26 protein-coding genes are annotated in these 24687 nt (G+C 64.3%); 23 read left to right on the forward strand and 3 right to left on the reverse strand.

Annotated features, from left to right (window positions below):
- Positions 1-44: 44 nt before the first annotated feature.
- Entirely contained in the window at positions 45-692 is a 648-nt protein-coding gene (locus ABWP22_RS13130; RefSeq protein ID WP_353200431.1) for an alpha/beta hydrolase, read from the forward strand.
- A gap of 99 nt (positions 693-791) precedes the next feature.
- Here the strand turns inward: ABWP22_RS13130 and ABWP22_RS13135 are convergent, their stop codons facing one another.
- The gene (locus ABWP22_RS13135; protein ID WP_353200432.1) at positions 792-1877 is read right to left on the reverse strand and encodes an anhydro-N-acetylmuramic acid kinase; all 1086 of its coding nucleotides are present in this window, start codon (positions 1875-1877) and stop codon (positions 792-794) included.
- Between the two features lie 56 nt (positions 1878-1933).
- On the opposite strand from ABWP22_RS13135, the gene ABWP22_RS13140 reads away from it, so the two are divergent.
- From ABWP22_RS13140 to ABWP22_RS13160, 5 genes are all read left to right on the forward strand, one after another.
- The gene (locus tag ABWP22_RS13140) at positions 1934-3187 is read left to right on the forward strand and encodes a serine hydrolase domain-containing protein (protein ID WP_353200433.1); all 1254 of its coding nucleotides are present in this window, start codon (positions 1934-1936) and stop codon (positions 3185-3187) included.
- Between the two features lie 67 nt (positions 3188-3254).
- Positions 3255-3644, forward strand: coding sequence for a VOC family protein (locus tag ABWP22_RS13145; RefSeq protein ID WP_353200434.1), 390 nt, complete (start codon positions 3255-3257; stop codon positions 3642-3644).
- Positions 3617-4252 carry a squalene/phytoene synthase family protein gene (locus ABWP22_RS13150; protein WP_353200435.1) on the forward strand — a complete coding sequence of 212 codons (636 nt, stop codon included), beginning with the start codon at positions 3617-3619 and terminating at the stop codon, positions 4250-4252. Before ABWP22_RS13145 ends, ABWP22_RS13150 begins: the two co-directional genes overlap by 28 nt.
- A gap of 46 nt (positions 4253-4298) precedes the next feature.
- Complete coding sequence (locus tag ABWP22_RS13155) at positions 4299-4760, forward strand: EF-hand domain-containing protein (RefSeq protein ID WP_353200436.1); 462 nt, start codon at positions 4299-4301, stop codon at positions 4758-4760.
- Between the two features lie 79 nt (positions 4761-4839).
- Positions 4840-5211, forward strand: coding sequence for an endonuclease domain-containing protein (locus tag ABWP22_RS13160; protein ID WP_353200437.1), 372 nt, complete (start codon positions 4840-4842; stop codon positions 5209-5211).
- 259 nt (positions 5212-5470) lie between these two features.
- On the opposite strand, the gene trmFO is transcribed toward ABWP22_RS13160, so the two are convergent.
- Positions 5471-6805 (reverse strand): methylenetetrahydrofolate--tRNA-(uracil(54)-C(5))-methyltransferase (FADH(2)-oxidizing) TrmFO, encoded by a 1335-nt coding sequence (gene trmFO, locus ABWP22_RS13165; RefSeq protein WP_353200438.1) that lies wholly within the window; start codon positions 6803-6805, stop codon positions 5471-5473.
- Positions 6806-7129: 324 nt separating this feature from the next.
- Between trmFO and nuoG the strand changes: the two genes are divergently transcribed.
- From nuoG to ABWP22_RS13230, 13 genes are all read left to right on the forward strand, one after another.
- Positions 7130-9142 carry an NADH-quinone oxidoreductase subunit NuoG gene (nuoG, locus tag ABWP22_RS13170; RefSeq protein WP_353200439.1) on the forward strand — a complete coding sequence of 671 codons (2013 nt, stop codon included), beginning with the start codon at positions 7130-7132 and terminating at the stop codon, positions 9140-9142.
- A gap of 17 nt (positions 9143-9159) precedes the next feature.
- Complete coding sequence (gene nuoH / locus ABWP22_RS13175) at positions 9160-10212, forward strand: NADH-quinone oxidoreductase subunit NuoH (RefSeq protein WP_502951129.1); 1053 nt, start codon at positions 9160-9162, stop codon at positions 10210-10212.
- Positions 10213-10247: 35 nt separating this feature from the next.
- Positions 10248-10406: a hypothetical protein gene (locus ABWP22_RS13180; protein ID WP_353200441.1), complete on the forward strand. Its 159-nt coding sequence runs from the start codon at positions 10248-10250 to the stop codon at positions 10404-10406.
- Positions 10403-10891: an NADH-quinone oxidoreductase subunit NuoI gene (gene nuoI, locus ABWP22_RS13185; protein WP_353200442.1), complete on the forward strand. Its 489-nt coding sequence runs from the start codon at positions 10403-10405 to the stop codon at positions 10889-10891. The genes ABWP22_RS13180 and nuoI overlap by 4 nt, the downstream gene beginning before the upstream one ends.
- Before the next feature lie 181 nt (positions 10892-11072).
- Positions 11073-11687 carry an NADH-quinone oxidoreductase subunit J gene (locus ABWP22_RS13190; RefSeq protein WP_353200443.1) on the forward strand — a complete coding sequence of 205 codons (615 nt, stop codon included), beginning with the start codon at positions 11073-11075 and terminating at the stop codon, positions 11685-11687.
- Positions 11684-11989: an NADH-quinone oxidoreductase subunit NuoK gene (gene nuoK / locus ABWP22_RS13195; protein WP_353200444.1), complete on the forward strand. Its 306-nt coding sequence runs from the start codon at positions 11684-11686 to the stop codon at positions 11987-11989. The genes ABWP22_RS13190 and nuoK overlap by 4 nt, the downstream gene beginning before the upstream one ends.
- A gap of 178 nt (positions 11990-12167) precedes the next feature.
- Complete coding sequence (gene nuoL / locus ABWP22_RS13200) at positions 12168-14222, forward strand: NADH-quinone oxidoreductase subunit L (protein ID WP_353200445.1); 2055 nt, start codon at positions 12168-12170, stop codon at positions 14220-14222.
- Positions 14219-15775 (forward strand): NADH-quinone oxidoreductase subunit M, encoded by a 1557-nt coding sequence (locus ABWP22_RS13205; protein ID WP_353200446.1) that lies wholly within the window; start codon positions 14219-14221, stop codon positions 15773-15775. Before nuoL ends, ABWP22_RS13205 begins: the two co-directional genes overlap by 4 nt.
- A complete protein-coding gene (gene nuoN / locus ABWP22_RS13210) occupies positions 15775-17250 on the forward strand; it encodes an NADH-quinone oxidoreductase subunit NuoN (RefSeq protein ID WP_353200447.1) in 1476 nt (491 codons plus the stop codon). The genes ABWP22_RS13205 and nuoN overlap by 1 nt, the downstream gene beginning before the upstream one ends.
- Positions 17250-18083, forward strand: a complete 834-nt coding sequence (locus ABWP22_RS13215; RefSeq protein WP_353200448.1) for a biotin--[acetyl-CoA-carboxylase] ligase — start codon at positions 17250-17252, stop codon at positions 18081-18083. Before nuoN ends, ABWP22_RS13215 begins: the two co-directional genes overlap by 1 nt.
- Positions 18084-18098: 15 nt before the next feature.
- Positions 18099-18890, forward strand: a complete 792-nt coding sequence (locus ABWP22_RS13220; RefSeq protein ID WP_353200449.1) for a type III pantothenate kinase — start codon at positions 18099-18101, stop codon at positions 18888-18890.
- Entirely contained in the window at positions 18887-20533 is a 1647-nt protein-coding gene (locus ABWP22_RS13225; RefSeq protein WP_353200450.1) for a ribonuclease J, read from the forward strand. The genes ABWP22_RS13220 and ABWP22_RS13225 overlap by 4 nt, the downstream gene beginning before the upstream one ends.
- Before the next feature lie 185 nt (positions 20534-20718).
- Positions 20719-21015: a DUF1467 family protein gene (locus tag ABWP22_RS13230; RefSeq protein ID WP_353200451.1), complete on the forward strand. Its 297-nt coding sequence runs from the start codon at positions 20719-20721 to the stop codon at positions 21013-21015.
- Positions 21016-21092: 77 nt separating this feature from the next.
- On the opposite strand, the gene ABWP22_RS13235 is transcribed toward ABWP22_RS13230, so the two are convergent.
- The gene (locus tag ABWP22_RS13235) at positions 21093-21887 is read right to left on the reverse strand and encodes a PEPxxWA-CTERM sorting domain-containing protein (protein ID WP_353200452.1); all 795 of its coding nucleotides are present in this window, start codon (positions 21885-21887) and stop codon (positions 21093-21095) included.
- A 90-nt stretch (positions 21888-21977) separates the two neighbouring features.
- Between ABWP22_RS13235 and ABWP22_RS13240 the strand changes: the two genes are divergently transcribed.
- The 4 genes from ABWP22_RS13240 (at position 21978) to ABWP22_RS13255 (ending at position 24675) form a co-directional block, all read left to right on the forward strand.
- On the forward strand, positions 21978-22424 hold the full coding sequence (locus tag ABWP22_RS13240; protein WP_353200453.1) for a hypothetical protein: 447 nt from the start codon (positions 21978-21980) through the stop codon (positions 22422-22424).
- Positions 22373-22810, forward strand: coding sequence for a hypothetical protein (locus ABWP22_RS13245; RefSeq protein WP_353200454.1), 438 nt, complete (start codon positions 22373-22375; stop codon positions 22808-22810). Before ABWP22_RS13240 ends, ABWP22_RS13245 begins: the two co-directional genes overlap by 52 nt.
- On the forward strand, positions 22740-23750 hold the full coding sequence (locus tag ABWP22_RS13250) for a hypothetical protein (protein ID WP_353200455.1): 1011 nt from the start codon (positions 22740-22742) through the stop codon (positions 23748-23750). Before ABWP22_RS13245 ends, ABWP22_RS13250 begins: the two co-directional genes overlap by 71 nt.
- Positions 23751-23979: 229 nt before the next feature.
- Positions 23980-24675, forward strand: a complete 696-nt coding sequence (locus ABWP22_RS13255) for a hypothetical protein (RefSeq protein ID WP_353200456.1) — start codon at positions 23980-23982, stop codon at positions 24673-24675.
- The last annotated feature ends 12 nt before the right edge of the window (positions 24676-24687 follow it).

Consider the following 24687-nt stretch of genomic DNA (forward strand, 5'->3'; position numbering starts at 1 on the left):
ATATAGGATGCATCTTCAATTTTGTGCGAATTTAAGGGACCAATATGCCCGAAGTGATCCTTACCGGCCCGGAAGGCCGCCTCGAAGGCCGCTACCAGCCCGGTACCGCGCCGCGTGCGCCAGTGGCCATCCTGCTGCAACCGCACCCGGCGCAGGGCACGATGAACCATCCGATCGTGCTGGCGCTGTATCAAAGCTTCGTGCGGCGCGGCTTTGCGACGCTGCGGTTCAATTTCCGCGGGGTCGGGCGCAGCCAAGGCACGTTCGACAACGGCATCGGCGAACTTTCGGATGCGGCCAGCGCGCTCGATTGGTTGCAGCAGTTCAACCCGGAAGCCCACACCACCTGGGTGGGCGGCTTTTCGTTCGGGGCGTGGATCGGCATGCAGCTCCTCATGCGCCGGCCGGAGATCAAGGGCTTCATCTCGATCGCGCCGCCGGCCAACATGTATGATTTCACCTTCCTGGCGCCCTGCCCATCGAGCGGCATCATCGTTGATGGCGAAGTCGATGAAGTGGTGCCGACCGCGGCAGTGCAGAAGCTGGTCGACAAGCTGAAAACCCAGCGCCACATCACCATCGATCACGAGACCATCCCGGGCGCCAACCATTATTTCCAGAACGAAATGGTGGAATTGATGGCGGCGGTGGATGCCTATCTGGACATGCGCCTGGCGAACAACGGGCGGTAGGCCAAGGCCGCGCTGTTCCCGCGAGCGGGCGGGGAGCAGAGCCTTCATGCACAAGTGGCTCCCCTCCCGCTTGCGGGAGGGGCGGGGGGTGGGAAAATCCTACACCAGCCGCCCGCCCACCATCGGCATCGGCACCCCGGTCGTTTCCGGCCAACTGAGCACCTTGCCATCCAGCACCCGCACCGCCAGCCAGGCGAAGGCTTCGGCCTCCAGCGCGTCACCGTTCCAGCCGACGCTTTCAACCGGATCGCACGCCACGCCACAGCGCGTGGCGATTTCCGCCATCAGCACCGGATTGAGCCGCCCGCCGCCGGTCACCAGCAGCCGGCCGATCGGCGGGACGTGGCCCAGCGCCAGCCGCACGGTTTCGGCCGTGAACGCCGTCAGCGTCGCGGCGCCATCGCCCGGCGAAAGCCCGCGCAGCGCGCCGATATCCCAGGCGTTGCGATCCAGCGATTTGGGCGGCGGCGCATCGAACCAGGGATTGTCGGCCAGAGTCATCAGCACATTGTCGTGGACCATGCCGCTGGCCGCCACAGCGCCATCTTCGTCATAATTGCGCCCGGTGTGGGTGCGCACCCAATCGTCGATCAACGCGTTGCCGGGGCCGGTGTCGAAACTGCCCCAGGTGCCATCTTCGGCAAACCAGGTGAGATTGCCGACCCCGCCGAGGTTCAGCACGCCCAACGGCCGGCCCAGTTCTTCAGACCGCGCGCGGTGATAGCCCGGCGCCAGCGGCGCGCCCTGGCCGCCGGCGGCGACATCGGCACTGCGAAAGTCAAAGGCGACCGGAATGCGCGTGGCGACCTTCAGCGTGGCGCCATCGCCGATCTGCCAGGTCCATTTGCGATTCGGCCGGTGCGCCACGGTCTGGCCGTGAAAACCGATCACCGCCACGTCATCACGCCGGGTCTGGGTGGCGGCGAGCAGGCGGTGCACGGCCATGGCGTGCAGGCCGGTCGATTCCTGTTCCACCGCATCGATCAGGGCATCGCGGCACGGCGCATGCAGTTCAAGCGCCCGCGCGGTGGCGGCGCGCAGGCGGTGGCGGAAATCGGGCTCATAGGGAAAGAACATGAAGGCGACGGGGGTCACGATGCCCTCGCCATCGGTTTCGATCAGTGCGGCGTCGATGCCGTCCATGGAGGTGCCGGACATCAGGCCGATGGCAAGTCTTGTCGTCATGCGGGGCAGACTAGCGCGCTCTGGCGCGGCTGGCCATGCCGGCTTATGAACCTGCCATGCGCCTGATCCTCGCCCTTGTTCTGCTCTTGGCCAGCCCGGCCGCCGCCAATCCGTTGGCCGATCTCGTCGCGGGGCGCGATGCGCGCAGCCCCCGATTGTCGGGCGTGGCTGCCGTGGTGGCCAGCAGGAGCAGGATCATCCGCGCCGAAGCGCACGGGATGGCCGATATCGCCAACGGTCGGCCGTTGACGCCGGACAGCGTGATCCGCGTGGCGTCGATCTCGAAATTGGTGGTGGCCATCGCGGTGTGGCGGCTGGTGGAGCAGGGCAAGCTCGATCTCGATGCCGATGTTTCGGCCACGCTGGGCTGGCGGCTGCGTCATCCGGCCCACCCCGATACGCCGGTCACGCTGCGCCAGTTGCTCAGCCACACCAGCGGCATTGTCGACGGGCCGGGCTACAGCTTCCCGCTGGAGGACCGCTTGCAGGATCGGCTGACGGCCGAGCATTGGGGGCCCGGCGGGCCCGGCGGGCGGTTTCACTATGCCAATCTCAATTACGGCCTCATCGCATCGGTAATGGAGACCGCGACCGGCGAACGCTTCGACCGGCTGATGACGCGGCTGGTGCTGGCACCGCTGAAGATCGACGCCGGTTACAACTGGCAGGGCGCATCCGATGCGGCTGTGGCACGCGCTGCGGTGCTGTATCGCAAGGGCCGCGATGAAACGTCGTGGGACAGCGCCGGGCCTTGGGTGCCGCAAGTCGATGATCTGAACGGCAAGCGTGCCGCCTGCCCGGTCAGCAGCCGGGCGGGCTGCGATCTGGCCGGCTATCGCCTGGGCAGCAATGGCACGATGTTCTCGCCGCAAGGCGGCTTGCGCATCAGCCTCACCGATCTGGCGCGCATCGGGCAATTGCTGCTGCGCGGCGGCGAGGTGCCCGATGCTTCTGGACACGTGCGCTTGCTGAAACCCGCCACCGTGAAGGCCATGCACGCACCCGTCTGGCAGGCCGGCGGGCCGGTGCCGGGCGATGATTATGAAGGCCAGATGCTGTGCTACGCCGCCGGGCCGCAATGCCTGTCGGGCCGCGCCGGTGGGACGGATCAGCCGGTGGCCGAAGCCGCCTGGTGGGGTCACTTGGGTGAAGCCTATGGCCTGCTCGCCGGCCTGTGGGTGGACGAGCGTCGTGGTCGGGTGATGGCCTATGCGCTTACCGGCAGCGCCGACGATCCGTTCAAGGCGCCCAAGCTCAAATCCGCCTTTTCGGCGCCGGAGGACATCATCATGGCGGAATTGGCGAAATGACGGCCGAGGTAATGGCGGCGCGCACCGGCCTGTGGCATGTCTGCGGCGGTTTGATGGAGGACAGTCGATGATCGGTTACGCACTTTTCGGCAGCAACGATCTGCCGCGCAGCTTTGCCTTTTATGATGCGGTGTTCGCCAGCATCGGCATCAACCGGCTGATGGAATTTCCCACCGGCGCGGTGGTGTGGGGCACCGGCTGGACAGCGCCGATGCTGGGGACAGGCCCGGCCTATGATGGCCAGCCGGCCACGGCCGGCAATGGCACCATGATCGCCATCACCCTCGACAGCCGCGCCAAGGTCGATGCGTTTCATGCGGCGGCGCTGGCCGCTGGCGGCGCGGACGAAGGCGCGCCGGGTGTGCGCGGCGACGAAGGCCCGCAGGCCTTTTATGGCGCCTATTTCCGCGATCCGGATGGCAACAAGCTGTGCGCCTATCGGGTGGGGCCCGCCTGACCGACCTGGCGATCATCACCGGCGAACTGCAGGCCCGCGACCGGGATCGCTGGCTGGCGTGCCTCTATGCGCCGGCCAGCGCGCGCGGTGGGCTGATAGCGCTGTTCGCGCTTGATTGCGAACTGGCGCAACTGGTGGCGAGCACCACCGAGCCGATGCTGGGCGAGATCCGCCTGGCCTGGTGGCGCGAACGGCTGGAGGAACTGGATGCGGGCAAGGCCCCGGCGCAGCCCTTGCTGGTGGCGTTGCGCGACCACGCACTGCCGGTGCTGCGCGGCGCGGAACTGGCCGGGCTGGAGGATCGCTGGCTGCCGCTGATCGGCAGCGACGACGTGCCGCCGGCGCATGTGGAAGGCGGCGGGCATCTGTTTGCGCTGGCCGCAAGGCTGCTGGGCGGCGATGGCGGCCAAGCGCAGGACATGGGCCGGGCCTGGGTGTTGGGCGAGCCCTTGCTGCAACACGCGCCGCCGCCGCTGCGCCCCCTCGCCGGGCTGGTGGCGCTGTCGGCCCGCGACGCAGCGCGCGCCCGCGCCGGCAGCCCACGCGAAGCCCGTGGCAGCCTGCCCCGGCAGTGGCGCTTGCTGAAGTCTGTTGCGCTGGGGCGTTAGGCCGGATTATCCAGCAGCCACAGGGTCGGTTGGTGAAGGGGGCGTGATGCGCCGCATCCTGGGCTTTGCTGTTGCGCTGTTGGGTTTGCTGGGCGCCGGCCTGATCCTGTGGCGCGCGCCGCCGGTGACCGCGCCGGCCGCAGCGCTGGCGGTGCCGGCCGCCGATGCCGCCGGTGCGCCGGCCGACGATGCGCCGCCATTGGACGCACCGGATGCCCCGCAGGCCCCCGCCGAGCGCGAAGCGAAACGCCTGGCGCGCTATGACAAGGATGCCGACGGCATTGTCAGCCGCGTCGAGTATCTGGTCAATCGCCGCAAGGCCTATGACAAGGCCGATCGCAACCACGACGGCCGCCTCGATTTCGAAGAATTCGCCGCTGCCACCGCGAAGAAATTTGTCGTGGCCGACCGCAACGCCGATGGCCGGCTGACCCCAAGGGAATTCGCGACAACGGCGGTGAAGCGCAAGGCCAAGCCCGCCTGCGTGTGCCCGGTGCCGGAGGAGTGAGCGCCATATTGCACCTCCCCTGAGAGGGGGGGAGCTTGCGTTGGTTGCCAAGCATGTCCTTTCTTGACACGTTTGGCACATGCTGACCGGCCCGAAATCGACCCAGCGCAAGGCCCGCGCGTTGCGGCGGCAATTGACCTTGCCCGAGGTGATGCTGTGGCAGCAGTTGCGCCAGTCGCCCGCTGGCCTGCGCTTTCGGCGCCAGCATCCGGCGGGGCCATATGTGCTAGATTTCTATTGTGCGATCCGGCTGCTGGCGATCGAGGTCGATGGCGCGGTGCATGATCTTGAGGCCCAATGGCAGCATGATCTCGCGCGCGATTCCTGGCTGGTGGGCCAAGGCATCATGGTGATGCGGGTGCCGGCACGCGAGGTGTTGGTGGATTGCGGCGCTGTGGTGGACCGGATCGTGGTGACGGCACTGGCGCTGGTGGACATCAGGGCTCGGTAGGGAAATTGGTGCGCTGGTTTCGACGTGCGCCACCCCTCCGTCTCGCTGCGCTCGCCACCTCCCCTTGAAGGGGAGGAGCTTTGAAAATGCGCATTTTCAGGTTCCTCCCCTTCAAGGGGAGGTGGCGCCGAAGGCGACGGAGGGGTGGCGCCTGTGGGTATCGCAGCGCGCGTATATCGAAGGTCGCCACCCCTCCGGCTCGCTGCGCTCGCCACCTCTCCTGAAAGGGGAGGCGCAGAAAGAGGCAAGAAGCGTGGCCTTAAGCGACATCCAGCCACGCCGCCAGATCGGCCCGCGCTCGCGCCACCAGGGCGGGCTTGCGCTGGTCCTTTGACGTTGGCGGCGGCACCAGAGCCGGGAACAGGCCGAAATTGATGTTCATCGGCTGGAAGGTCGCCGCCGCGGCGCCGCCGGTGATGTGGTGGAGCAGGGCGCCCAGCGCCGTGGTGGCCGGTGGCGGTGCCGGTTCGCGGCCTTGCGCGTCGGCGATGGCGAAGCGCGCCGCCATCAGGCCGACGGCGGCGCTTTCGACATAGCCTTCGCATCCGGTGATCTGCCCGGCAAAACGCAGGCGCGGCTGCGCCTTCAACCGCAGCGTCGCATCGAGCAGCACCGGCGATTTGATGAAGGTGTTGCGGTGCAGGCCGCCGAGCCGGGCGAACTCGGCGCGTTCCAGCCCGGGGATCATGCGCAGCACCCGCACCTGTTCGGCATGTTTCATCTTGGTCTGGAAGCCCACCATGTTCCACAGGCTGCCCGATGCATTGTCCTGCCGCAGTTGCACCACGGCCCAGGCGCGGCGGCCGGTGGCCGGGTTGGTCAGGCCCACCGGCTTCATCGGGCCAAAGCGCGGCGTGTTGTGGCCGCGTTCGGCCATCACCTCGATGGGCATGCAGCCATCGAAATAGGGCACCTTCTCCCAATCCTTGAACACGGTCTTTTCCGCGGCGAGCAGCGCATCGATGAAGTTGTTGTACTGCGCCTTGTCCATCGGGCAGTTCAGATAATCCTTGGTGTCGCCATGTTCGTTGGGGCGATCCCAGCGCGATTGCGCCCACACGATATCCATGTCGATCGAATCGCGGTGGATCACCGGTGCGATCGCATCGAAAAACGCCAGACTGTCCTCGCCGGTCAGGTCGCGGATGGCCTCGGCCAGCGGCGTCGCGGTCAACGGCCCGGTGGCGATGATGACATTGTCCCAGTCTGCCGGCGGCAGGCCGGCGATCAGTTCGCGCACGATTGCAATATTGGGGTGCGCGGCCAGCGCAGCGGTGACGCCAGCGGAAAACACATCCCGGTCCACCGCCAGCGCCGATCCGGCCGGCACCCGCGCGCGATCGGCCTCGCGCATGATCAGGCTGTGCATCGCGCGCATTTCGGCGTGGATCAGGCCGACGGCATTGTTGTCGGGATCGTCGCTGCGAAAACTGTTGGAACAGACGAGTTCGGCGAGGCCGTCGGTCTTGTGCGCGTCCGTGCCCTGCACCCCGCGCATTTCGTGCAGCACCACGGGGATGCCGGCCTCAGCGATTTGCCAGGCGGCTTCGGAACCGGCAAGGCCGCCGCCGACGATGTGAACAGGCTTGGTCATGTCAGCGCTATAGGGTTGATTGGACGCGGTTCCAACCGGGTTCCAACCGGGGTTGCAACAGCGGCTGCCGGGCGCGGGCAGGCGCGGTCGGGGGGCGCGCCCCTGATCTGCCGCAGTGCGGGAAGCGCCTATCCCTCCCCGCAAATTTATGTGGGTAACGCCAAAGGCCGGTGTTTGGCCTTCCCACGGCTGGTGACGCTCGCTATACCCGCCCCGTTTGGCGCTCCCCCCCGGTTGTGTCGCTTTGGAAGTCATATTTATGTTCGTGCGGCCAGCGCTCGGCCGGACCAAAATGTCCGCACATGCGGCAGGATTGATCGAGCCATGCCCAGGTTGACCGTCGATGGAATAGAGGTGGAAGTGCCCACGGGCGCCACCGTGCTCCAGGCGTGCGAGATCGCCGGCGCCGAAATCCCGCGATTCTGTTACCATGAACGCCTGTCGATTGCCGGCAATTGCCGCATGTGCCTGGTCGAGATGGAAAAGGCCCCCAAGCCGGTGGCGAGTTGCGCCATGCCGGCTGCCGACGGTCAGGTGATTCACACGCGCAGCGAGAAGGTGAAGCGCGCCCGCGAGGGCGTGATGGAATTCCTGCTGATCAACCATCCGCTCGATTGCCCGATCTGCGATCAGGGCGGCGAGTGCGACCTGCAGGATCAGGCGCTGGCCTATGGCCGTGGCCAGAATCGGTATGACGAGAACAAGCGGGCGGTGACCGACAAATATATGGGTCCGCTGATCAAGACCGTGATGACCCGCTGCATCCACTGCACCCGCTGCGTGCGTTTTGCTGAGGAAGTTGCCGGCGTCGAGGAGATTGGTGCGATCGGCCGGGGTGAATCCATGCAGATCACCTCCTATCTGGAAAAGGCCGTCACCTCGGAAGTGTCGGGCAATGTCATCGATCTGTGCCCGGTCGGCGCGCTGACCTCCAAGCCCTATGCCTTCCAGGCGCGGCCGTGGGAGCTGAAGAAGACCGATTCGATCGACGTGATGGATGCGGTCGGCAGCAACATCGTCGTTGGCAGCCGCGGCGCGGCGGTGCTGCGCGTCACGCCGCGCAGCAATGATGACGTCAACGAGGAGTGGCTGGCCGACAAGGGTCGCTTTGCGGTGGATGGCCTGTCGGAGCGCCGGCTCGATACGCCGTGGCTGCGGGTGGACGGCAAATTGCGCAAGGCCACCTGGGCCGAGGCCTTTGCGGCGATTGCCGCCGGCCTGAAGGGCCTGGCCGGCGAACAGATAGCCGGGGTGGTCGGCGATCTGCAGGCCGTCGAGGACATGGCGGCGTTCAAGGATCTGCTTGGCAGCCTGGGCGCGAACCGGATCGAGTGCCGGCAGGATGGCGCGCTGTTCGACACGAGCGAACCGGCGGGCTGGCTGCTGGGCAGCGGCCTGTCGGGCATCGAGACGGCGGATGCGATCCTGTTGGTCGGCACCAATCCGCGCCACGAGGCGGCGCTGCTCAACGTGCGGTTGCGCAAGGCCGTCAAGAAGGGCGGCGCCAAGGCGTTCGCCATCGGGCCGGCGGTTGATCTGTCGTTCCCGGTGACGCAATTGGGCGATGATGCGGCGCTGTTGAGCGATCTGCCGGCGGCGGTGGTCGAGGCCTTTGCCAAGGCGGAGCGGCCGGCGATCCTCATCGGCATGGGCGCGCTGACCGTGCCCGGCCTGTATGTGGCCGCGCGCGCGGCCGCGACCCGGCTGGGCGTGGTGAAACCGGGCTGGAACGGGTTCAATCTGGTGCACACGGCAGCAGCGCGCGCGGGCGCATTGCGGCTGGGGCTGAGCACCGAAGGCGGCGTGAACGCGCTGCTCGGCGATGCCAGCATCAAGGCGCTATTCCTGTTGGGGGCGGACGAAGCGCCGGTTCTACCGGGAGCTTTCACCGTCTATATCGGCACGCATGGCGACAAGGGCGTGCGCCATGCCGATGTGATCCTGCCGGCGGCGGCCTACACGGAAAAGCCCGGCACCTGGGTCAATCTGGAAGGCCGGGTGCAGCGGGCACTGAAGGCGACGCAGCCGCCCGGCGATGCGCGCGAGGATTGGACCATCATGCGCGCGCTGTCGTCGGTGCTCGGCGTGAAATTGCCCTATGATGATCTGGCGCAATTGCGGGCGCGGATCGCCGCCGAGTGGCCCGATCTGGCGCAGAGTGGCCTGATCGAGCGCGCCGGCGTGCTGGGTGATGTGGCGACAACCGTGGTCGCTGGCCCGGTGCCGCATATCTACAGCAATTATCACCTGACCAACCCGGTGGCGCGCGCCAGCGGCACGATGGCGGCCTGCGTGTCGTCCCTGTTGGCGCCTGATATGGTGGAGGCCGCGGAGTGACCTACACCGGCTGGTTCATCGCGCAGTTCGGGGAAGGCTTCGGCTGGTTCCTCGCCAATCTGACGCTCATCCTCGCCATCGCCTTTCCGGTGATGGTCGGCGTCGCGCTGGCGGTCTATGCCGATCGCAAGATCTGGGCGGCGATGCAGATGCGGCGCGGGCCCAACGTGGTCGGGCCGTTCGGCATCTTGCAGACGTTCGCGGACGCGGCGAAGCTGTTCCTGAAGGAAACCATCATCCCCAGTGGCGCCTCGACGGCGGTGTTCCTGCTGGCGCCGATGATCAGCTTCACGCTCGCCCTGGTGGTGTGGGCGGTGATGCCGTTCGATGCCGGGCTGGTGCTGGCCGATCTCAATGTCGGGCTGCTCTATGTGTTCGCGGTCAGCTCGATGGGGGTCTATGGCATCATCATGTCGGGCTGGGCGTCCAACTCCAAATATGCGTTTCTGGGCGGTCTGCGCTCGGCGGCGCAGATGGTAAGTTACGAAGTCTCGATGGGCTTCATCCTGGTGTCGGTGATGCTGTATGCGCAAAGCCTGAACCTGTCAGACATCGTGCTGGCGCAGAAGGGCAATGTGCTGGGGCTGCTGAACGGCAATATCTTCAATCCCTTGCTGTTCCCGATGGCCATCATGTTCTTCATCACGGCGCTGGCCGAAACCAACCGGCCGCCGTTCGATCTGCCCGAAGCCGAAGCCGAACTGGTGGCGGGCTATCAGGTGGAATATAGCTCGATGAGCTTCGCGCTGTTCTTCCTCGGCGAATATGCCAACATATTGTTCATGTGCGCGCTGATCCCCACCCTGTTCCTCGGGGGCTGGCTGCCGCCGCTCGATCTGCCATTCCTTTATATCGTGCCGGGCTTCGTCTGGTTCCTCGTCAAGATGGCGCTGATGTTCTTCATCTTTGCCTGGGTGAAGGCCAGCGTGCCGCGCTATCGCTATGACCAGCTCATGCGGTTGGGCTGGAAGGTGTTTCTGCCCTTGAGCCTGTTCTGGGTGGTGGTGGTGTCGGGCTGGCTGATGTTCACCGGCCATTTCGATGCCGTGCCGGGCAGCGTGACGCTGTGACGGCGGTGCGTCCGGTCTTGACCCGCTTTGCCGGCATGCTGGCGCTGTCGGTGGTGGTTTGGCTGGCGGCCCGGCTGATCTATGCCGCCGTCGCCGATGTGCCGTTTGCCGATGCGCTGCCGGCCACATCCTTGAGTGTCATGGTGGTCGTGCTGATGTGCTTCTTGAACGCTCTGCCCCGGAATCAAGCATGACCGCGCTGCTCCGCTCCGCCAAGTCGCTGCTGCTGCTGGAGTTCGTCTCCGGCATGTGGCTGACCTTGCGCTATTTCTTCCGGCCAAAGGTGACGCTGAACTATCCGTTCGAAAAAGGCCCGGTGTCCCCGCGGTTCCGCGGTGAACATGCGTTGCGCCGCTATCCCAATGGCGAGGAACGCTGCATCGCCTGCAAACTGTGCGAAGCGGTCTGCCCGGCGCAGGCCATCACCATCGAAGCCGAACCGCGCGACGACGGCAGCCGCCGCACCACGCGCTATGATATCGACATGACCAAGTGCATCTATTGCGGCCTGTGCCAGGAAGCCTGCCCGGTCGATGCCATCGTCGAAACGCCGAATTTCGAATTCGCGACCGAAACCCGCGAAGAACTGATCTATGACAAGGGCAAGTTGCTGGCCAACGGCGAGAAATGGGAACGCGCCATCGCCAGCAACATCGCCGCTGATGCGGAGTGGCGGTGATGGTGGGTGTGAATGCGCCACTCAGCCCTAAGCTACCAGTCATGCTGGCGCAGGCCAGCATCCATGGTGGTGCAGGGGCTTTGCCGCGTCGTTTTGGCGGCACCGTGGATGCTGGCCTGCGCCAGCATGACTGGGCACTTCATGGTTGGGTTCGTTCTGTGAACGCGCAGGGTGCACGCGCATGACCGCGACCTTCGCCTTCTGGCTGTTTGCCATCACCCTGCTCACCGGCGGGCTGCTGGTGATCACCTCGAAAAACCCGGTGCACAGCGTGCTGTGGCTGATCGTGTGTTTCTTCAACGCCGCCGGGCTGTTCATCCTGCTCGGCGCCGAGTTTCTCGCGATGCTGCTGGTGATCGTCTATGTCGGCGCCGTCGCGGTGCTGTTCCTGTTCGTCGTGATGATGCTCGATATCGATTTCCGGGCGCTGCGGCGCGGCACGCTGCAGAATCTGCCGCTGGGGCTGTTCGTGGCCGGGGTGATCTTGGTCGAAACCCTGCTGGTCGCCAGCGGCTGGCAGGCGGGGCAGGGCGTGATCATCCACGAAGCGTTGGCCGGGCCACCGCCGGGCATGAGCAACACCCAGTGGATCGGCAGCCAGCTCTACACGCGCTATGTCTTCGTGTTCTCGATGTCCGGCCTGATCCTGCTGGCCGCCATGATCGGCGCCATCGTGCTCACCCATCGTCGCCGGGTGGGCGTGCGCAAGCAGGATATCGGCGTGCAGGTGGCGCGCACCCCGGCCGGCACCGTGCAAACTGCGCGGCCCGCCTTGGGCGAAGGGGTCAAATTGTGATCGGGCTTTCGCATTATCTTGCCGTATCGGCGGCGCTGTTCGTGCTGGGCGTGTTCGGGATTTTCCTCAACCGCCGCAACATCATCATCATCCTGATGTCGCTCGAATTGATTCTGCTCAGCGTCAACATCAACCTCGTCGCCTTCTCGGCCTTCCTGCACCAGGTGCACGGCCAGATTTTCGCGATGTTCGTGTTGACCGTGGCGGCCGGTGAAGCCGCCATCGGCCTCGCCATCCTGGTCATCTATTTCCGCAATCGCGGCACCGTGGCGGTGGATCAAGCCGATCTGATGAAGGGATGATGGACTTGACCGCCAACTCCCTCCCCCCTGCGGGGAGGGCGACCCGCGAAGCGAGCGGGGTGGGGGTTGCGCCCTTCGCCGGCGTGCGTTCGCTTGCTGCCACGTGCGTTACCCCCACCCCGGGCCTCGCCTGCGGCTCGTCTCTCGCCCTCCCCGCAAGGGGGAGGGAGGTATTGTCATGATCCAGCTCCTCGTCTTCCTGCCCTTGCTCACCGCGCTTGTCGCCGGGCTGGGCGGCCGCGTCATCGGCCATACCGCGGCCAAGGCCATCACCACCGGCGGGCTGTTCGTCTCCGCGGCGCTGGCCTGGGTGATTTTCGTCGGCTTCTGGCTGGACGGCGCGGCGGGCTACACCGTGCCGGTGCTGGACTGGATCGAAAGCGGCAATCTTTCCGTCCAGTGGGCGCTGAAGGTCGATACGCTCACCGCCGTGATGCTGGTCGTCGTCACCAGCGTCGCCGCACTCGTCCACCTCTACAGCTGGGGTTATATGGAGGAGGACCCGTCGCAGAGCCGGTTCTTCGCCTATCTGTCCTTGTTCACCTTCGCGATGCTGATGCTGGTGACGGCCGACAATCTCGTGCAGATGTTCTTCGGCTGGGAAGGCGTCGGCCTTGCCTCCTATCTGCTCATCGGGTTCTGGTACACCAAGCCGTCCGCCAATGCCGCGGCGATCAAGGCCTTCGTCGTCAACCGCGTCGGCGATTTCGGCTTTTCGCTGGGCATTTTCGGCACGTTCCTGGTGTTCGGCACCGTCTCCATCGATGCGATCCTGGCCGCCGTGCCGCTGCACAGCGGCCAGACCTTCAGCTTCCTCGGCTCCCAGGTCGATGTGATGACCTGCCTGTGCCTGCTGCTGTTTGTGGGCGCTTGTGGAAAGTCCGCGCAATTGGGCCTGCACACCTGGCTGCCCGATGCCATGGAGGGGCCGACGCCTGTTTCCGCCCTGATCCACGCCGCCACCATGGTGACCGCCGGCGTGTTCATGGTCTGCCGCCTGTCACCGATGTTCGAAGCCAGCGAAACCGCGCTGATGGTCGTGACGATTGTGGGCGCCAGCACGTCGCTGTTCGCCGCCAGCGTCGGCATGGTGCAGAATGATATCAAGCGGGTGATCGCCTATTCCACCTGCTCGCAGCTTGGTTACATGTTCTTCGCGGCCGGCAGCGGCGCCTATGGCGCGGCGATGTTCCACCTGTTCACCCACGCCTTCTTCAAGGCGCTGCTGTTCCTGGGCGCTGGCAGCGTGATTCACGCCATGCACCATGAACAGGACATGCGGTTCTACGGCGGCTTGCGCAAACATATCCCGATCACCTTCGCGTTGATGACCATCGGCACGCTGGCGCTCACTGGCTTCTTCTTCACCGCTGGCTATTACTCCAAGGATGCGATCCTGGAGGCGGCCTTTGCCAGCGGCACCAGCCATGGCCAGTTCGCCTTCTTCGTCGGCGCGCTCGTGGCACTGCTCACCAGCTTCTACTCGTGGCGGCTGGTGTTCCTCACCTTCTTCGGCAAGCCGCGCTGGGCCGGCAGCGAGCATATCCAGCACGCCGCGCACGGCGATCATGGCCATGGCCACGATCATGCCCACGATCACGCCCCCGATCATGGCCATGATCACGCCCCCGACCACGCTCACGCTCCTGCGCACCATGATGACGGCACGGCGGGCTATCACCCGCACGAAAGCCCGCTCTCCATGCTGATTCCGCTGTTCGTGCTGGGCGCCGGGGCGCTGCTGGCCGGCTGGGTCTGGCACGAAGCCTTTGTGGGCGCGGAAGAGGGCGCAGCCTTCTGGCGCGGCAGCCTGGCGTTTGACACGCACCTGATGCACGCCCTGCACGACGTGCCGACCTGGGTGGTGCAGGCGCCGACGGCCGCCTTCTTCACCGGTCTGGCGCTGGCCTGGCTGGCCTATATCAAGCGCCCGTCGATCCCCTTGTGGTGGCAGGCCAATGTGCCGGCGCTGTACAAGTTCCTCGTCCACAAATGGTATTTCGATGAGCTGTACAACGCCATCTTCGTGCAGCCTGCGCAATGGCTGGGCCGGCTGTTCTGGAAACGCGGTGATCAGCAGACCATCGATCGCTTCGGCCCGGATGGTGCGGCCGAGCTCGTCACCGTGGGTGCCGGCCTCGCCCAGCGCTTCCAGTCGGGCTATGTCTATTCTTACGCGCTGGTGATGCTGGTCGGCCTGGCCGCCGCCGCTGCCTGGATGATGGGCCAATGATCCCCGTGCTTTCGATCATGATCCTGGCTCCGGTTGTGGCGGCCTTGGTGGTGGTGACGCTGCCGGGCGACGACGCTTCACGCGCTGCCCGTGCCCGCATCGTGGCGCTGGCGACGACGCTGATCGAGTTCGCCGCCGGCATCTGGCTGTGGACGCAGTTCGATCAGACGACGGCCGCCTTCCAGTTCACCGAAGATCTGCCGCTGTTCGCGCCCTATCTCAACTGGTCGCTGGGGCTGGATGGCATCGCGCTGATGCTGATCGAACTCAGCGTGTTCCTGATGCCGCTGTGCATCCTCGCCAGCTGGGTGAGCGTGAAGAAGCGCGTGCCGGAATATATGGCGGCCTTCCTGTTCATGGAGGCGCTGATGATCGGCACCTTCGCGGCGCGCGATATCTTCCTCTTCTATCTGTTCTTCGAAGGCGGCCTGATCCCGATGTTCCTGATCATCGGCATCTGGGGCGGCGCGCGGCGCATTTATGCGTCGTACAAATTCTTCCTCTACACGCTGCTGGGATCGGTGCTGATGCTGGTGGCGATGCTGTGGATGGTCGGCCAGGCCGGCACCACCGACATTGCCGAACTCAGCCGGCAGGATTTCCCGAAGGACGCGCAATTCTGGCTGTTCCTCGCCTTCTTCGCGTCGTTCGCGGTGAAGATGCCGATGTGGCCGGTGCACACCTGGTTGCCCGATGCCCACGTCGAGGCGCCGACCGCCGGATCGGTGATCCTGGCCGGCGTGCTGCTGAAGCTTGGTGGCTATGGCTTCATCCGCTTCTCGCTGCCGATGTTCCCGGATGCCAGTGCGCAACTGATCTGGCTGGTGTTCGGCCTGTCGATGGTCGCGGTGGTCTACACCTCGCTGGTCGCGCTGGTGCAGCAGGACATGAAGAAGCTGATCGCCTATTCCTCCGTCGCCCACATGGCGTTCGTCACCGCCGGCCTGTTCGCGCTCAACACGCAAGGCATCGAAGGCGCGATGGTGATGATGCTCAGCCACGGCCTGGTATCCGGCGCGCTGTTCCTGTGTGTCGGCGTGATCTATGATCGGCTGCACACCCGCGAGATCGGCCGTTATGGCGGGCTCGCCGATACGATGCCCAAATATGCGCTGGTGCTGCTGTTCTTCACCATGGCCAGCGTCGGCCTGCCGGCCACATCGGGCTTTGTCGCGGAATTCCTGGTGTTGATCGGCCTGTATCAAACCAGCACCTGGGCGACCTTCGTGATGACCACCGGCATCATTCTGGGCGCGGCCTATATGCTGTGGCTCTATGCCCGCGTCGCCTATGGCAAGGCCGCCGGCGAAGACACGCGGGCCATGCCCGATCTGACGCTGCGCGAAGTCGCCATCCTGGCGCCGATCATCCTCGCGACCCTGTGGATGGGCATTTACCCGAACAGCTTCCAGGCGCCGATGCGGCCGGCCATTGCGCAGGTCGTCGCCCGGCTGGAAGGCCGCGAACTGGCCACCGTGCCGACCGACATGACGCTGTCGCCGGCGCGTCCGGCCCTCAGCGCACCGGCACATGCGGCAGAGAGCCACCACTGATGCACCCGATCTTCACTTCCCTCGCCATCGCCGGCCCGGAAACCATCCTGACGCTGGGGTCGTTGGCCGCGCTGATGCTGGGCACTTTTGCAAAAAAGGCGAACGCGCTGGCGACGACCAGTCTGTTTGTGGTGGCGATCCTGGCGCTGGCGGGTTTCAGCTTGCTGGATGCCCCCGCCGGCTCGCTTCAGGCCTTTGATGGCCTGTACGTTGCTGATGCTTTTTCCGCCTTTCTGAAAATCATCATCCTCGCCGCTGCCGCCGCCTCGGTGCTGCTGGCGCTGCCGTGGCTGGGCAGCAGCGACGGGCAGGGGGGCATTGTCGGCCGCTTCGAATATCCGGTGCTGATGCTGCTTGCCACGCTGGGTCTGACCATCATGGTATCGGCCAATGATCTGCTGACCCTCTATGTCGGCCTCGAACTGGCGGCGCTGCCCTCCTATGTGCTGGCCTCGTTCGCAAGGCATGACAATCGCTCGGCCGAAGCCGGGCTCAAATATTTCGTGCTCGGCGCGCTGGCGTCGGGGATCTTGCTCTACGGCGTCACGCTGATTTACGGCTTCACCGGTTCCACCCAGTTCGATGTGATCGCCGGGGTCGTTGGCGGGCAAACCGAACGCAGCCTTGGCCTGATGTTCGGCATCGTCTTCATCCTGGCGGGCCTCGCGTTCAAGGTGTCGGCCGTGCCGTTCCACATGTGGACGCCGGACGTGTACGAAGGCGCGCCAACCCCGGTGGCGGCGTTCTTCTCGGCAGCGCCCAAGGTGGCCGCGCTCGGCCTGATGGTGCGTGTGCTGGTCGTGGCCTTCCCCGGCGTGGCGGCGGCCGATTGGCAGCAGATATTGATCTTCATTTCCATCGCCTCGATGATCCTGGGCGCGGTCGCGGCTGTGGCACAGACCAACATCAAGCGGCTTCTGGCCTACAGCTCCATCGCCAACATCGGCTTCGCGCTGGTCGGCCTGACGCCCGGCACGCCCGCAGGCGTCACCGCGCTGCTGTTCTATGCCGCCGTCTATGTCGCGATGACGTTGGGCAGCTTCCTCGTCGTGCTGCAACTGCGCCGGCCCGATGGTTCGCCGGTCGAGGCCATGGCCGATCTTGCCGGCCTGTCGAAAACCCAGCCGAAGCTGGCACTGGCGATGGCGGTGTTCATGTTCAGCCTGGCCGGCATCCCGCCGCTGCTCGGTTTCTGGCCGAAATTTGCGGTGTTCCAGGCAGCGATGGCTTCGGGCCTGCTCGGCCTGGCCATCATCGGCTTCATCGCTTCGGTGGTCGCGGCCTTCTACTATCTGCGCATCATCAAGATCATGTACGCCGATGAACCCGGCGTCGCCCTGTCCAGCGAAGGCAGCGCGGTCAATGGTATGATGATTGCTGGCGCGGCGTTGTTCTGCTCGCCGATCGGCATGCTGGCGATCACGCCGCTGGTGGCGGCCGCGACGGCAGCGGCGGCGGCGCTGTTCCCGGCTTGATGGGGCCGGATTTCACCCACCTGCCCGAGATCGGCTCCACCAACGACTGGCTGCTGGCGCGTGTGCAGGCGCTGCCCGATGGCCATTGGGTGATCGCGGACCGGCAGACGGCCGGCCGCGGCCGGCGCGGCCGGGTGTGGAACGACGGCGCGGGCAATTTCATGGGCAGTGTGCTGGTGCACGCGGATGGACCGGTGCAGCAGTTGAGCTTCGTCGCGGCGCTGGCGGTGGTGGAGGCGCTGGGTGAAATCATCTCGCCCCCTTCTTCCCCCTCTCCCCTTGCGGGAGAGGTCGGACTCGGCGAAGCCGGCCGGGTGAGGGGTCCCCAACTTGCAGATGGTGCAACCCCTCACCCCGCCGCGCTGACGCGCGAGTCGCCCTCTCCCGCAAGGGGAGAGGGGTTTCGTCTCAAATGGCCCAACGATGTGCTGCTGAACGGCACCAAATGCGTTGGCATCCTGCTCGAACGGCAGGGCAGCGCCTTGGTGGTCGGCATCGGCATCAACCTCGCGCACCACCCGGAAGGCACCGAACGCCCCGCCACCAGCCTTGCCGCCGCCGGCCTGCCGGTGCCACAGCCGCTGGACGTGCTCGAACGCCTGGCGGCCCGCTTCACCCATTGGCAGCAGATCTGGGCGCGCGAAGGCTTCGCCCCCGTCCGCGCCGCCTGGCTGGCGCATGCCGGCGGCCTGGGCCAGCGCATGGTCGCCCGGCTGGGCACGGAGGCCCCCGAAGGCCGGTTCGACGGGCTGGCCGCCGATGGCGCGTTGCTGCTGCGGCTGGATGATGGCAGCGTGCAGGCCATTCATGCCGGCGAGGTGTTCGCGATTTGATGGTGAGGACAAGAAATGCTGCTCGCGATTGATGTCGGCAACACCAATATCGTCTTTGCGCTGTGCATGGGGGACACCATTGTCCACCGCTGGCGCATTTCCACCAGCGGCGATCGCACGGCGGATGAATATGCCGTGTGGCTGCACCAGTTGCTCGCGCTGGAGGGCGTCAGCCTCGCCGAGATCGATGCTGCGATCATCTCCACCGTGGTGCCGCCGGCGCTGTTCAACCTGCAGCGCCTGTGCCGCAAATATTTCCAGGTGGAACCGCTGGTCGTCGCCGTCGGCCAGATCGATCTGGGCCTGACCATCGATCTGCCCAACCCGGCCGAGGTCGGCGCCGATCGCCTGGTCAATGCGGTGGCCGCCCACGCCATCTGGCCGGGCGGCCTGATCATCGTCGATTTCGGCACCGCCACCACCTTCGATATCGTCTCGGCAGACGGCGCCTATCAGGGCGGGGCGATTGCGCCGGGGCCGAACCTGTCGATGGACGCGCTCTACCAGGCCGCCGCCAAGCTGCCGCGCATCGCCATCGAGCCGCCCCCCGAAGGCAAGGGCGCCATCGGCAAGGGCACCGTGCACGCCATGCAGTCCGGCCTGTTCTGGGGTTATGTCGGCCTGATCGAAGGGTTGGTGGCGCGGCTGGCTGCGGAGATGCCGCCGCCGGTCACCGTGATCGGCACGGGCGGTCTTGCCACCTTGTTCCAGCGCCACACCACTGCCATAGCCCATGTTGATTATGATCTGACCATTCGCGGCCTGATCCGCCTCCATGCCCTCAATACAAAGACCCAAACCCCATGATACCAGGCAATGAGCTGATTTTCCTGCCGCTCGGCGGTTCAGGTGAAATCGGCATGAACGTCAATCTGTACGGCGCCAACGGCAAATGGATCATGGTCGATCTTGGCATGACCTTTGGCGATGCGCGCTATCCCGGCATCGATGTCGTGCTGCCTGATCTGTCCTTCATCGAGGATCGCCGCAAGGACCTGCTCGGCATCGTTCTCACCCACGGCCACGAAGATCATATCGGCGCCATCCCCTATCTCGCCAACGAACTGAAGGTGCCGCTTTATGCCACGCCGTTCACCGCCGGCCTGATCGCCAAGAAGCTGGAGGAAGAAGGCCTGACCAAGGAGGTCAAGCTGAAGATCATCCCGATGGGCGGCAAGGTCGAGCTTGGGCCGTTCGGCCTCACCTATGTGGCGCTGGCGCACTCCATCCCCGAAGGCAATGCGCTGGTCATCGACACGCCCTATGGCCGGATTTTCCACACCGGCGATTGGAAGCTGGATGATGCGCCGATGATGGGCAACCCCGTCACCGCCGCGGAATTGACCCGCATTGGCGACAGCGGCATCCTGGCGCTGGTCGGCGATTCCACCAATGTGTTCAATGCCGAAGCGTCGGGCAGCGAAAGCGACGTGAAGGACGGCCTGATGCGCCTTATCAAGGCGCGCAAACAGGGGCGCGTGCTCGTCACCACCTTCGCCAGCAACGCGGCGCGACTGGCCACGCTGGGCCAGGTCGCCAAGGCGTCCGGGCGCGAACTGGTGCTCGCCGGGCGCAGCATGGATCGAATCGTCAGCGTGGCGCAGGCCACCGGCTATCTGAAGGATCTGCCGCCGCCGATCGATTGGGATCAGGCGATGGGCCTGCCGAAAAACAAGGTGCTTATCCTGTGCACCGGCGCGCAAGGCGAGCCGCTGGCGGCGCTCAGCCGGATCGCGGAGGGCACACACCCCAAGCTGAAGCTCGATAAGGGCGATCTCGTCGTCTATTCCTCGAAACAGATCCCCGGCAACGAACTGCCGATCGCCCGCGTGCAAAATGCCCTGGCGGCGCGCGGCATCGATGTGATCACCGAAAAACAGGCGCATGTGCACGTATCGGGCCACCCCGGTCAGCCGGAGCTGGAGGCCATGTATGAATGGATCCGCCCCGAAATCGCCATCCCCGTGCACGGCGAGCGTCGCCACATGGAAGAACATGCCAAGCTGGCGCTGGAATGCGGCGTGCCTCGCGCCATGGTGCCGGTGAACGGCAGTGCCATCCGCCTGGCGCCCGATGGACCAAAGCTGCTCAGCCATGAAAAGGCCGGGCGGCTGGTGCTGGACGGCGATGTCATCCTGCCGGCCGAAGGCGCCACCATGGTGGAACGCCGCCGCCTCGCGCAATATGGCGTCATCACCGTCGCCGTCGTCGTCGGCCGCAACGGCCTGCCCGCCACCACCCCGGTGGTGAACGCGCAGGGCGTGCCGGTGGAAGAAGACAAGGGCGATTTCCTCGCCGAATGCGCCGAAGCCGCCGAAAAGGCCGCCGCCAAGGCCGATCCCAAACGCGCCGAAGCCTATGCCGACGCCATCCGCAACGCCGTCCGCCGCGTCGCCCGCGACTGGACCGGCAAGAAACCCGTCACCGAAGTGCAGGTGCTCCGGCTGTGATGCCGGGCGTAAAACGCCCTCCCCCTTGCGGGGAGGGCGAGAGACGCCGCAGGCGGCCCGGGGTGGGGGTTACGCCCTTCGGTATCAACGGGCAGCAACCCCCACCCCGCTCGGCTGGCGCCGAGTCGCCCTCCCCGCAAGGGGGAGGGCGTTGGATCCCCCAACCCAACCACAATCGACCCTAGATGAAACCCCAATCCGCCCTCGCCATCTATCTCCTGTTCTGGACGATCACCCTGTTCGCCGTCCTCCCCTTCGGTGTGCGCACCAACGCGGAGACCGGCGCCAGCGACGTGCCCGGCCAGGCCCAATCCGCGCCCGTCAACCCGATGATCGCCAGGAAACTGGCGTGGACGTCCCTGATCAGCGCGCTGCTGTTCGCCCTGTTCCTGGCCAATTATCATTGGGGTTGGCTGGAACTGGACGATGTGCCGTTCTGGCGCACACGCGGGCCGTATGCGCCGGTGCCGCCGCAGGGGTGAACGTTCGGCTTCGCATTACGATCTGATACCAGCCAATCCGCGTGACGCTCGCCGGCCGTATCAGCCTTGTCGGGCGATCAACCGGTGCAGCGCCGCCGGCAACGCGCCAGCGCGCCAATGCCGCCAAGGCCGATGATCATCATCGCCCAGCTCGACGGTTCGGGAACCGGTTCGGTGACCAGATCGATCGACGCATAGCCGTTGCCGCTGTTCACCCCGCTCTTGCGCGCCGTATCGGTCATGATGTCTGCCAGGAAGGAGCTGCCACCGCCCCCGCCCCCGAGATAGCTGCTGCCACCGCCGCCCGAGAAGCCACCACCGCCGCCACCGCCAAAGCCACCACCGCCGCCGCCGCCGAAGCCGCCAACGCCACCGCGGAAGAAGCTGAAGCCGCCGTCGCTGCCGCCGCCGAAGCTGCTGCTGTCGCCATCGCCGCCGCGACCGCCAAAGCCGCTGCTGTCGCTGCCGCCGCCGCCGCCGAAACCGCCGCCGAAACCGCCGCTGCCACTGCTGGCACCGCTGCCGTCGCTGCCCCCCGAAACAAAGCCGCCGCCACCGCCACCGCCGGCGATTGCCAGCGGCGTTGCCGGATCGGCAAAGATGAAGCTGCCACCGCCGCCGCCGCCGCCGATGACGCCGCCTGCGCCGCTGCCGCCCTGGCCGCCGACAATGATGTTCAGCACGGTTCCGCTGGTCAGGGCCATCTTGCCCGAAACAACCGCCCCGCCGCCCCCGAAGCTGTAGCCGGCGCCGCCCTGCGCACCGGCGGCCCGCATCAGATAGACGCCCGTCTGGGTGACCATATAGGGTTGGACAACACCGGTGTGGATGAAGCTGACGGCATCAGCCGCCGTGCCAGTCAACGCAGCCACCGAAGCGCCTGCAAGCAGTATGAACCGCCACATCGATTTGCTCACCAATTTTGCAGGTGTCGCCGAATCTGACTAACCACTGTTCAGGATATGAGCGCAGCGTTCGGATCCATCAACAGAAACGGCCTGCCGAAGGGCAACAAAGGTGCCCAATATGGGCACGTTCAAGTTCATCATGTGTCGAAATCTGTAATTTCGGAAAATACGAAAATATCTTCATTGTTGTTCCCCATACGCGATCGGGCCTTTTTTCTTCGCACGACTTCGCCGAAAATTGCTCGGGCGGCGCAAGTGGGGGCGCGTTGGGCGCTTCAGATCATGCGCAAGCGGCTCTGGATGAATCCGCAATCCGCCCCCGCCAACCCGATGCTCGCCAAGAAACCCGCCCGGACCTCGCTGGCCAGCGCGCTCCGGGATGGGCTGCTGCTGGCCAATGGCCACTGGGGCTGGCCAACCGAGCCCGTGACGCCGATTGTTTGCGTGCCATGGTGGCCGACGGCGTTGGCTGGGCCAACATTGCGCCAAAGCGCAACCTGAACCACCGCATCTTTTACTACCACAGCTACTATTGCGGTACCGCAACCCGTTGTGACAAGCCCGGATCAACCTTCTTCGCCGTAACAAAGCGCGCCTGCACCAGGCTGGGATTGCGCCAATATGACTCCATGGCCTGGACTGCAATCGGATTGGTTCCAATTATAGTTGCTGGCTGCATGGCTGATCGATACCAAATAGTTTGTCTGCGCGCTATGCGAGGGGATTTTTGCTCCGACTTGCTTGGAAGTATGAAAGGAGGATTCAGCAATGCTCTTTATGTCATCGGCCTTTGCATCAACAATAAAATCGCCATCAATGGTATTTTATGCGCGAAAATTGTTTTGGCTGTTTGCTGCTATTTTCATCTCTCTTGGGATTTCGGATAACGTCTATGCGCAAAACGAAGCTCCTATAGCGTGCTGGGTGACAGAATTTGTTCCGGGGGAACGCAGCGATCACTGGCAAAAGGGTGCCGTACAACGGACACGCACGTTTTCTACTCAGAAAATTAGCATTGATGGGCTGAGTCTGGAAAAACTTTCTGAAATTTTCGAAAAGCATGTCCGCTCTTCGACTTCTCCGCTCAGCAGCAAGAGCCAATATGTCTCGGGTTGCACAGTTGGCGGCGCATATGAAGCCTCTTTTGGAGCCCTGGATTATCGAGGAGATAGCAAAGAAATTATCTGGGCTCCCTCGCCATCGGAGCTGGATGCCGCCAGGCGGTCAGCAACTGATTCGCAGTTTGTTTATGCGCAGTGCGTGCTTACCTATGGTCCGGGACCAGTCAGTACACCTTACGTTGACACGGTGCTTGACTTTGCCACAACCCCCATATTCATGGCAAAGTTAATTCCGGATCATAGGAACACGCGGGCGGATGCGTGGTCAAAGTTGAAGGATTGGGCCAGAGCGAACCGCATCAATGACCATTACAGCGCTTGTTTTAGCGCCTCCAGTCAGGAGAGGCTCAAGGCTGAGTATGCTTTCGCGATGGATCATTTTCGTGCTGGATCGCAAACCCGCGAGATCGACTTCAGTGAGCTTAAGCTCCGTCCAGGCTCGTATCTGCCCGGGGCCGAAGCCAAAGTGGCAGAAATACCAAAGCCTGCGCCGTCATCACCAGTTGCCTCGGGCTACTTGAGTGTTGAAGACAATGGCAACGCAGCCCGCGCCAAGGCTCAGGAGCTTGTGCTCCTCCAGGCCAAGCGTGAGGAGATCGCGCGGAAGGCCGCAGACGCAGCAGCCGCAGCTAAGTCAGCAGCCAAAAACAAGCAGATTTTGGACAAGGCGAGGGCCGAGCGCAAGAAGCGGGGGAACAGGCAATGACTTTTCGTGCAAGGTCATCATGCTTCGTGGCGACATCGCTGAGCGTCAGGCCTTCACACTGTTCGAAATACTGTGCTCGGGCAGGGTTTGCAGCGGCCGTGTTTCAAGGCTGATTGCGGTCTGGCTAGGCCGTGGGCTCATAGTGGCCCTGTCCGAGTGATGTGGCGCTATCGTAGTTTCAAGGGCATTACAGCCCCACAACCTTTTGATGACCTTAGGATTGCTTACGATGTTTCAATTGCAGATCAAAAAAAGGATTGCAATGGCGTTAGTCTCGCAGATTGCGGTGGAGGCAGCGGCAACGCAGTGTGATATGTTTTTGGAAGATAAGCATAACTACGAAGTCGTCAGTGGAAGTGGGTTAGGTGTGCTGGGTGCGCTTGTGCCTGGAGGTGCCTTATTGACTGGTGTGGCGGCTGGTTTGGCGACGGTCGCATCGGATTCGGTGATCAGTTCAAATAAGGGAAATGATAGCGAAAAAGAAATTGTGCTCCGAGATTTCCTCCGTAAAACGCAGCCAAAACCTGAAATGGCCGATTTGAATAAAATTGGTTTTCGTATGCTATCAGAAAATGTTTCACCGGCGGATTGCCGTATCGTAGCTACAATTAAGAAATCGCGGCTTGTGGGCGGTCGCTATGGTGGTGATACAATCGAGCAAACATTTGATATCGTTCGTATTTCCAATGGCGATACCGCAGAAATAAGTGATCTGCGGATTGATTCTGTTGTGAGGTTGCTCATTTTTCAGCCTAAGCCGCCTAAGCGACTTAAAGAAGACTCTCGCACAGGTAAGTACATTGATGTTACAAGCCCAATGATTGACGCTGATGTCTATAATCAAAAGGTGGCAAACTTGTACAGTAAGGTTACGGTCAAGCACCTCTCACTTGCTTTAAAAAAAGCTAAATTCGCCGATAAATAGATTGTACTTCAG

The organism is Sandarakinorhabdus sp. (genome assembly GCF_040398665.1).
GTDB lineage: Bacteria > Pseudomonadota > Alphaproteobacteria > Sphingomonadales > Sphingomonadaceae > Sandarakinorhabdus.